The 9,547-nt window shown below is 75.1% G+C and carries 7 protein-coding genes; 6 read left to right on the forward strand and 1 reads right to left on the reverse strand.

All coding sequences use genetic code 11. From position 1 onward, the window contains the following. Positions 1-94 precede the first annotated feature (94 nt). The gene (locus tag ACGFZP_RS05995) at positions 95-1,312 is read left to right on the forward strand and encodes a PP2C family protein-serine/threonine phosphatase (RefSeq protein WP_392929047.1); all 1,218 of its coding nucleotides are present in this window, start codon (positions 95-97) and stop codon (positions 1,310-1,312) included. 30 nt (positions 1,313-1,342) lie between these two features. Here ACGFZP_RS05995 and ACGFZP_RS06000 read toward each other — a convergent pair whose 3' ends face one another. Then, positions 1,343-2,314, reverse strand: coding sequence for an endonuclease/exonuclease/phosphatase family protein (locus ACGFZP_RS06000; RefSeq protein ID WP_392929049.1), 972 nt, complete (start codon positions 2,312-2,314; stop codon positions 1,343-1,345). A 78-nt stretch (positions 2,315-2,392) separates the two neighbouring features. Between ACGFZP_RS06000 and ACGFZP_RS06005 the strand changes: the two genes are divergently transcribed. From ACGFZP_RS06005 to nudC, 5 genes are all read left to right on the forward strand, one after another. Continuing rightward, positions 2,393-3,034: a PadR family transcriptional regulator gene (locus tag ACGFZP_RS06005; RefSeq protein WP_392929051.1), complete on the forward strand. Its 642-nt coding sequence runs from the start codon at positions 2,393-2,395 to the stop codon at positions 3,032-3,034. Between the two features lie 71 nt (positions 3,035-3,105). Then, positions 3,106-3,882 carry an ABC transporter ATP-binding protein gene (locus tag ACGFZP_RS06010; protein ID WP_392929053.1) on the forward strand — a complete coding sequence of 259 codons (777 nt, stop codon included), beginning with the start codon at positions 3,106-3,108 and terminating at the stop codon, positions 3,880-3,882. Continuing rightward, the gene (locus tag ACGFZP_RS06015; protein WP_392929054.1) at positions 3,879-6,767 is read left to right on the forward strand and encodes an ABC transporter permease; all 2,889 of its coding nucleotides are present in this window, start codon (positions 3,879-3,881) and stop codon (positions 6,765-6,767) included. Before ACGFZP_RS06010 ends, ACGFZP_RS06015 begins: the two co-directional genes overlap by 4 nt. Before the next feature lie 213 nt (positions 6,768-6,980). Then, complete coding sequence (locus tag ACGFZP_RS06020; RefSeq protein ID WP_392929056.1) at positions 6,981-8,393, forward strand: dipeptidase; 1,413 nt, start codon at positions 6,981-6,983, stop codon at positions 8,391-8,393. A 112-nt stretch (positions 8,394-8,505) separates the two neighbouring features. Further along, entirely contained in the window at positions 8,506-9,447 is a 942-nt protein-coding gene (nudC, locus tag ACGFZP_RS06025) for an NAD(+) diphosphatase (RefSeq protein WP_392929058.1), read from the forward strand. Positions 9,448-9,547: the final 100 nt, after the last annotated feature.

Here is a 9,547-nt window from a genome sequence, read left to right on the forward strand (position 1 = left end):
TGCTCCGGCCGCCAGCGAGGCCCGCATTCCCTAACCCTCAGTCATCACCGCAGGTGCCCACGGGCACCGGCGTCTTCTGCTGGAGAGACCGAAGTTGAGCGCGACCGGATGGATCAGAGAGCGGTTCGCCGGGCCGACCCCGGGGACCGCTCCGGGCACGACCGGCACCTGGCCGAGGACGGCGCTCGCGCTGCCGTTCATCGGCATGGCGCTGGTCGTCGCCCTCGACTACTTCAGCAACACCGAGGTGACGGTCGAACCGGCCCTCACCGCCGTCCCCGCGCTGGCCGCCGTGGTCAGCCGCCGCACCTGGTACCCGCTCGCCATCGGCCTGTGCACCGAGGCCGTGGCCTTCCTGATGGCCGCCTACAGCGACGCGCTCGGCGAGTCCGTGCACAGCGCCACCGTCTTCGCCATCGTCCTGGTCGCCGCGATCGGCTGGGTCAGCGCCACCCTGCGGCTGCGCCAGGAGAAGGCGCTCGCCGACGCCCAGCTGGTCGCCTCGATCGCCCGCCGGGTGCTGCTGCGGCCCGTCCCCGAGCGGGTCGGCACCGTCCGGGCCGCCGTCCACTACGAGGCCGCCGCCGCGCACGCCAGGATCGGCGGGGACCTCTACGAGGTGGTCAACACCCGGCACGGCGTACGGGCCGTGGTCGGCGACGTCCGCGGCAAGGGCCTCGGCGCGGTGGAGACCGCCGCCGCCGTGCTCGGGGCCTTCCGCGAGGCCGCCCACCAGGAGCCCGCGCTGGACCGGGTGGCCGGCTGGCTCGCCGTCAGCCTCGACCGCGCCCTGCACGAGAACGACCACCCCGGAGTGGAGGAGGAGTTCGTCACCCTGGTACTGATCGGGGTCCGCCCCGACGGCACCGCCGAGATCGTCAACTGCGGCCACCCGTCGCCGCTGCTGCTGCGCGGCACCGAGCCCGTCCGACCGCTGGAGCTCGCCGAGACGGTGCCCCCGCTCGGCGTGCTCGACCCGGCCGACGTCCGCCCGCCCGTCCACCGCGTCCCGCTCCACCAGGGGGACCGCGTGCTGCTGTTCACCGACGGTGTGATCGAGGCCCGCGACCGCTCCGGCGTCTTCTACCCGCTCGCCGAACGGCTGCCGCACTGCGCGGACGGCCGACCGGTGGACGTGCTGCAGCGCCTGCACGAGGACGTGGTACGCCACGTCGGCCGCCAACTCGGGGACGACGCCGCGATGCTGCTCCTCCAGTACGACCCGCCGGGGCCGATCCCCCAGCTGCCCCACCAGAACGGGCAGCTGGCCCACCCCAGGGGGCTGAGCCCGGAGGCCGAGCTCAGCGGCTGACCGTGCTCGGCGGCCGACCGGGCCCGGAGCTCAGAGGCCGACCGTGACAACCAGCGGGCGGTGGTCGGAGACCGCCGTCCGCGGGGCCCGCGCCGGACCGACCGCGCTCCGGGGCACGCCCACCGCCAGCACGTGGTCGAACTGCACGGCCGGCCGGTGCGAGGGGTAGGTGGGCGTGCGGGCCAGGTCGTACCAGCCCTGCAGCCGGGCCCGGGGCTCGCGCACCCGGCGCCGGCGCTCCGCCACGAGCTGCGGCCGGGCCCGCCGGGCCGCGCGCAGCTCGCGCACCCGCACCCGCGGCGCGGTGCGGTCCAGCGCGGTGGCCCCGCCCAGCACCGTCCGGGGCACCGCGCCGATCAGGTTGAAGTCCCCCAGCACCAGGTACGGCTGCGGCAGGTCGGAGATCCAGCGGCGGATCCCGGCCAGCTGCGCCATGTTCCAGCCCGGCACGAACGACAGGTGTGCGGCCACCACCGTGAACGGGCCGTGCTCGCCCTCCAGGACGGCCGCCAGCGCCGCCCGCGGCTCGTCCGGCACGGGGGTCAGCCCGCGCCGCCCGGCCACCCGCAGCGGCAGCCCGAACGGTGCCGGGGCGAACCGCCGGGCCCGCCAGTGCCGCACCGGCAGCCGGGTCAGCAGCGCGGTGCCGTAGGCGGGCGGGGCGCCGTCGCCGACCTCGCCCGGGCCGTACACCTGGATCCCGGCGGGCGCCGACGGATCCGGCACCCAGCCGGCCACCGGCGCCGGCCGGCCGTGCAGGGCGGCCGCGAACCGCCAGTCGGCGGCGCCCATCGCCTTGGCGGCGACGGCCGCCTGGTCGGTGCCACCGGAGCGCGACTGGTACCGGTCCACCTCCTGCAGCGCCAGGACGTCGGCGTCCAACTCGGCCACCGCCTGCGCCAACGGCCCGCCGGCGTCGGCGGGATAGGGCGCCGGAGCGCCGTCCGGGGCGAGCGGCTGACCGTGCAGCAGATTGAAGGTGGCGATGCGCAACTGGCTCACACCGCACGACGGTACCCGCTCGGCGGGGGAGGGGGCGCGGCTTGAGCCCGCCGGGCATACCGGGTATACATACTCGGTATGTCCATCCGTCACGGTCTGCTCGCCCTGCTCGACCAGGGCCCCCGCTACGGCTACCAGCTGAGAACCGAGTTCGAGGCGCGCACCGGCGCCACCTGGCCGCTGAACGTCGGCCAGGTCTACACCACGCTGTCCCGCCTGGAGCGGGACGGACTGGTCGAGCCCGCCGGGGAGGACGAGGAGGGGCACCAGTTCTACGCGGCCACCGAGGCCGGCCGGGCCGAGCTGCGGTCCTGGTTCGACACCCCGGTGCCGCGGACCAACCCGCCGCGCGACGAACTGGCGATCAAGCTCGCCATGGCGGTCACCGTCCCAGGGGTGGACGTGCCCGCCGTCGTCCAGGGCCAGCGCCGCCACAGCATCAAGGCGCTCCAGGACTACACCCGGCTCAAGGGCCGCGCCCTGGCAGGCGAGCGCCGACCCGGCGCCGCGCAGGGCGCCGACCTCGCCTGGCTGCTCGTCCTGGAACAGCTGATCTTCCAGACCGAGGCCGAGATCCGCTGGCTCGACCACTGCGAGACCAGGCTCGCCCAGCAGGCCGAGATCGAACAGGCCAGGGCCGCCGAGGCACAGATGGCCGAGACGGCCAAGGCGGCCAAGGCCGCCAAGACCCGTACCGGGCGCCGACCCGCCAAGGCCTGACCCCGTACGGACCTGACGAACCACCGGCCCCTCCCGCTCAGCGGTGCGGGCCCAGAACAGCAGGGGGAAGTGTGTCCCACACCGATCCGACCAGGAGCACCGGCCAACCCGTGCTGCACCTGGACAACGTCACCCGGGTCCACGGCCAGGGCGCATCCGAGGTGCAGGCGCTGCGGGGGGTCGACCTCAAGGTCCACCCGGGCGAGTTCGTCGCCGTGATGGGCCCCTCCGGGTCCGGCAAGTCCACCCTGCTGACCCTCGCGGGCGGCCTGGACACCCCGACCGCCGGCCAGGTCCTCGTCGAGGGCGTCGCCCTGGGCGGCCTCAACCGCAAGCGGCTCGCCGAGGTGCGCCGCCGCTCGGTCGGCTACGTCTTCCAGGACTACAACCTGATACCGGCCCTCACCGCCGCCGAGAACATCTCGCTGCCCCGCGAACTCGACGGCGCCTCCGGCCGCTCAGCCCGCCGCGAGGCCCTCGCCGCCCTGGAGGAGCTCGGCATCCCCGAGCTCGCCGACCGCTTCCCCGACGACATGTCCGGCGGCCAGCAGCAGCGCGTCGCCATCGCCCGCGCCCTGATCGGCGAGCGCCGCCTCGTCCTCGCGGACGAGCCCACCGGCGCCCTCGACTCCACCACCGGCGAGTCCGTCCTCGCCGTCCTGCGCGCCCGCTGCGACGCCGGCGCCGCCGCCATGATGGTCACCCACGAGGCCCGGCACGCCGCCTGGGCCGACCGCGTGGTCTTCCTGCGCGACGGCCGCATGGTCGACGAGAGCGTCAGCCAGGACGCCGGCAGCCTGCTCGTCACCGCCGCCGCCAACAGCGGGAAGGGCCCGGTGGAACAGTGAGGCTCAGCGCCTGGCGGGTCGCCCTGCGCATCGCCCGCCGCGACGCCCTGCGCGCCAAGGGCCGCAGCGCCCTCGTCGTCGCCATGGTCGCGCTGCCCGTCCTCGGCGTCACCGGGGCGGACGTCGTCTTCCGCAGCGCCGAACTCGACCCCGGCGAGCGGGTCGTGCGCACCATGGGCCGCTCCGACGCCGAGGTCCACCTCATCGACCGCGGCGCGGTCGTGCTGCAGGCACCGGACCCGGACGAGGACTTCACCGTCGACGACGCCAAGGAGACCAGGAAGGAGAACGGGCAGCCCCAGTACACCCCCGAGCAGCGCCGCAGCCTCGACACCGAGCCCCCGGAGCTCGTCAAGCAGCTGCTCCCGCCCGGCAGCACGCTGGTCCCGGTCCGCCAGGGCCCCTACATCGCCACCAGCACCGCCGAGGGCCTGCTCAACGTGCAGACCGTCGAGGCCGACCTCAACGACCGGGTCTGGCAGGGCCGGGTCAACCTGGTCAAGGGCCGCGCGCCCGGCGCCGCCCACGAGATCGCCGCCACCCAGGAGTTCCTCGACCGGGCCGGGCTCAAGCTCGGCGACCACACCGCCCCGCGCGGCATGGACGCCACCCCGTACACCATCACCGCCGTCGCCGAGTACCCCGACGACCTGGCCGCCACCACCCTGATCGCCCGCCCCGGCGAGCTGATCGAGCCGCTGTCCAAGCTGTCCGTCCCCGACCGCGGCCGCGGCCGCGCCGCCGAGAACAGCGAGCCCACCCGCTGGCTGGTCAAGCTCCCGGCCGGGGCCGCGCTCGACTGGCCCAAGGTGGCGGACTTCAACAAGCACGGCTTCACGGTGGCCTCCCGCAGCGTCATCCTCGACCCGCCCGCCCGCTCCGACGTGCCGCTCTACGCCCAGCGCGACGCCGAACACTCCGGCGGGACCAGGTACTTCGACAAGACCTCCGTCGTCATCCTCGCCACCGTGGCCGGCATGGCCCTGCTGGAGATCGTGCTCCTGGCGGGCCCCGCCTTCGCCGTCGGGGCCAGGCGCTCCCGGCGGCAGCTCGGCCTGCTCGCCGCCGGCGGCGGTGACCGCGCCAACGTCCGCGCCGTCGTCCTCGGCGGCGGCATCGTCCTCGGCGTCAGCGGCGCCGTCGTCGGCCTCGGCCTCGCCGTCGGCCTGGTAGCCCTCCTGCGCACCCAGGCCGAGCAGTTCGCCGGCCAGCGGTTCGGCCACTTCGACCTGCAGCCGCTGGACCTCTCCGGCGTCCTCGTCATCGGCCTGGTCACCGGACTGCTCGCGGCCGTCGTCCCGGCGGTCCAGGCATCCCGGCAGGACGTCGTCGCCGCGCTCACCGGCCGCGACTCGCTCAAGCCGCCGAACCGCAAGCTGGCCCTGCTCGGCCTGCTGGCACTCCTCGGAGGCTCCGCCCTCGCGCTGTTCGGCGCCACCGCGGGCTTCGGCAACCGCAGCACCGCCGTCCTCGGCGGCTCGATCATCGCCGAGCTCGGCATGGTCGCCCTGACGCCCTACCTGGTCGGCCTGTTCGGACGGATCGGCCGCTGGCTCCCGCTCGGCCCCCGACTCGCCCTGCGCGACTCGGTGCGCCACCGCGGACGCACCGCGCCCGCCGTCGCCGCGGTGATGGCCGCCGTCGCCGGCTCGGTCGCCGTCGGCATCTACACCGCCAGCAGCGACGAGCAGCAGCGCCGCGACTACACCGCCTCGGCCCCCGCCAACGCCGTCACCCTCAACAGCGGCTGGGGCGCCACCGCCGACGGCCGGATGCTGCCCCAGCAGCGCGCCGTGGTCGAGTCCACCGTCCCGGGCCTCGGCCCCCGGGCCGACGTCCAGCGGGTCAACTACAGGAGCGACTGCAGCACCGACGGCCTCACCTGCGGCTACGTCAGCCTCGTCATGCCCAAGGAGCGGCGCTGCCCGGTCTACGAGCAGGACGTCCTCGACTTCTCCAACCCGGAGACCCAGCGGACCCTCAGGGAGGACGAGCGCTGCAAGGGCGGCCACAGGTTCGGCGGCAACTCCTTCGGCAGCCTGATGGCCGGTGACGCCACCCTCCTGCACAACCTGTACGGTGCCGACGACCCGGCCGCCGGCCAGGCGCTCGCCGCAGGCAAGGCGGTGGTCTTCAACGCCGCCTACCTGAAGGACGGCAAGGCGGTGCTGAAGCTGACCGAGCCCACCAACCCGGCCGACGAGAAGCCCGGCGAGCGCTCCACCGCCGCCAGCAGCGAGGTGACCGTCGACGCCGTCCTGGCCACCGCGGTCGTCCCGGTCGGCGCCCAGGCCGTGGTCAGCCCGGACACCGTCCGCCGGCTCGGCCTGACCAGCAGCGACGCCGGCTCGGTCTGGCTGCCCCGGACGGCGCCGCCGGACAGCGCCGAGCAGAAGGCCATGGGCGGGCTCGACAAGCTGTCCGACGGCACCATGTTCGAGGTCGAGCGCGGCTTCCGGCCCGAACGCGACCTGATCTCGCTCGGCCTGACCGCCTTCGCCGCCCTGGTCGCCCTCGGCGCGGCCGGGATCGCCACCGGCCTCGCCGCCGCCGACTCCCAGCGCGACCTGACCACCCTCGCGGCGGTCGGCGCGGCACCCCGGATCCGGCGGACCCTCTCCGGGTTCCAGTGCGGGGTCATCGCCGCCATGGGCACCCTGCTCGGCGCCGTCTGCGGCGTGGTGCCGGCCGTCGCGCTGCGCAAGGTCGAGGGCATCGCGCAGTCCTACCCGGGGATGCCCGCGGAGGAGGCCGCGGACCAGACGGTGGTGGTCTTCCCCTGGCCCACCATGGCGCTCACCGTGATCGTCCTGCCGGTGCTCGCGGTGGCGCTGGCCGCCCTGCTGACCCGCTCGCGGATCTCGCTGCTGCGCCGGACGGTCTGACCGCCTTCGCCCCGCCCTCGCCCCGCCCCTTCGCCACCCCCGGCCGCCGTCCCGTGCGGCCGGGGGTGGCGTCGTCGGGTCCGGGCGGGCCGAGGCGGCGTCGCCGGCCCGGGCGGCCGGGGTGGCCGGGGTGACGGAGGTTACAGCCCCCGGGGCGACCACAGGCCGAACGCCCGGGGCGGACACCCGCACGGGCGAACTAAAGTCGTCCGTATGACGAGAACTCCGGACAGCGTCGTCCGCTCCTTCATCGACCGGCACCAGGCCGCCTTCCTCGCCGACCTCTCCGAATGGCTCGGCATCCCCTCGGTCTCCGCGGACCCGGCGCGGGCCGGCGACGTCCGCCGCTCCGCCGAGTGGCTGGCCGCGAAGCTGCGCGACACCGGCTTCCCGGTGGCCGAGGTGTGGGAGACGGACGGCCTGCCGGCGGTGTTCGCCGAGTGGCCGTCCGGGGATCCGTCCGCGCCGACCGTGCTGGTGTACGGGCACCACGACGTGCAGCCCGCCGCCAAGGAGGACGGCTGGGCGACCGAGCCGTTCGAGCCGACCGTGGTCGGCAAGCAGCTGTTCGCCCGCGGCGCCGCCGACGACAAGGGCCAGGTCTTCTTCCACACCCTGGGGGTCCGGGCGCACCTGGCCGCCACCGGCCGCACCGCGCCGGCCGTCAACCTCAAGCTGCTGATCGAGGGCGAGGAGGAGTCCGGCTCGCCGCACTTCGCGGACCTGGTCCGCCGGGAGGCCGGGCGGCTCGCCGCCGACGTGGTGATCATCTCGGACACCGGCATGTGGTCGGAGACCACGCCGACCGTCTGCACCGGCATGCGCGGCCTGGCCGACGCCCAGATCGACCTGTACGGGCCGCAGACCGACATCCACTCCGGCTCCTTCGGCGGGGCCGTCCCCAACCCGGCCGCGGTCGCCGCCTCGCTCGCCGCCGGGCTGCACGACGCCGACCGCAGGGTGGCCGTCCCGGGCTTCTACGACGGCGTGGTCGAGCTGACCGAGCGCGAGCGGGAGCTCTTCGCCGAGCTGCCCTTCGACGAGGCGCAGTGGCTGGAGGTCGCCAAGTCCTCCGCCACCCTGGGCGAGGCCGGCTACTCCACCCTGGAGCGGATCTGGGCCCGGCCGACGGCCGAGGTCAACGGCATCTGGGGCGGTTACACGGGCCCCGGCGGCAAGACCATCGTGCCGGCCTCGGCGCACCTGAAGCTCTCCTTCCGGCTGGTCGCCGGGCAGGAGGTGGAGAAGGTCCGGGAGGCGGTCCGCGCCTGGGTGGCCGAGCAGGTGCCCGAGGGCATCCGGTACGAGCTGGTCTTCCCGGGGGCGACCAGGCCCTGCCTGACGCCGCTGGACCACCCGGCGCTGCAGTCCACCGTCCGGGCGATGGGGCGCGCCTTCGAGCAGCGGATCCTCTTCACCCGCGAGGGCGGCTCCGGCCCGGCCGCCGACCTCCAGGACGTGCTCGGCGCGCCGGTGCTCTTCCTCGGCATCTCGGTGCCCTCGGACGGCTGGCACTCGGTGAACGAGAAGGTCGAGCTGGACCTGCTGGCCAAGGGCGTCGAGACGGCCGCCTACCTGTGGGGCGACCTGGCCGAGAACTGGCGGCCGGGCGGCGAGGACGCGTGAGGGCGCCGCTGGCCCTGGCCCTGGCCTGCCGGGGCGCCGCGGCCTCCCGGCGGTGGGGCGCCGCCGCCCGACCACTGATCCCAGATGACTCATCACGTGGGGATGGAACGAAGTGAGCACCGTGCCTGATACCGAACGCCCGCAGCAGCTGGCCCTGGCCCGGGCCGGGGTGGACCGGGCGGCCCAGCACCGGTTCGACGAGCCCTGGCTGGCGGCCGCCTGGAGCCACCCGACCACCAAGGTGCTGCCGATCGCGGGCGGCGAGGCCTTCGTGGTGGACACCGGGCACGGCACCGAGCTGGTGCTGCTGCCCTCCTTCGAGGCGCCGCAGACCGGCGACCGCTACTTCCTGGGCACCGACGAGGAGGGCGTCTCCTACTTCGCGATGGCCGGCGAGAGCCTGCCCGGCCGACTGGACGGCGACGCCCGTCCGGCCGGGCTGCGCGAGGTCGGCGCGATGCTGTCCGACCGGGACGCCGGGCTGCTGGTGCACGCGGTCGCGCTGGAGCACTGGCACCGGCTGCACAGCTTCTGCTCGCGCTGCGGCCACCCGACCGAGAAGGCCGGCGCCGGGCACGTGCGGCGCTGCACCTCCTGCGCGGCCGAGCACTACCCGCGGACCGACCCGGCGGTGATCATGATGATCACCGACGACCAGGACCGCTGCCTGCTCGGGCGGCAGGCGCTCTGGCCGGAGGGCCGCTGGTCGACCCTGGCGGGCTTCGTCGAGCCGGGGGAGTCGATCGAGCAGGCGGTGGTCCGCGAGGTCTTCGAGGAGGCCGGGGTCCGGGTCGCCGAGGTCGGGTACGTGGCCAGCCAGCCGTGGCCGTTCCCGTCCAGCCTGATGCTGGGCTTCATGGGCAAGGCCCACCCGGACGGGACGGCGATCACCGTGGACGGCGAGGAGCTGGCCGAGGCGCGCTGGTTCTCCCGGGAGGAGCTGAAGGCCGGGATGGCGGCCGGCGAGATCCTGCCGCCGTCCGGGATCTCGATCGCACGTCATCTGGTCGAACTCTGGTACGGCGAGCCGCTGCCCTCCGCGGCACGCTGGTAATAGGTCGAATTGGGGGGGGGGGGCCACCAAGGGGCGCCCCCCACCCCACACCCCCTTATCGGCCACCGGAGGTGCGCGCACGCGCCGCGGCCGGGGAACC

The organism is Kitasatospora sp. NPDC048239 (assembly GCF_043202015.1).
Lineage (GTDB): Bacteria > Actinomycetota > Actinomycetes > Streptomycetales > Streptomycetaceae > Kitasatospora.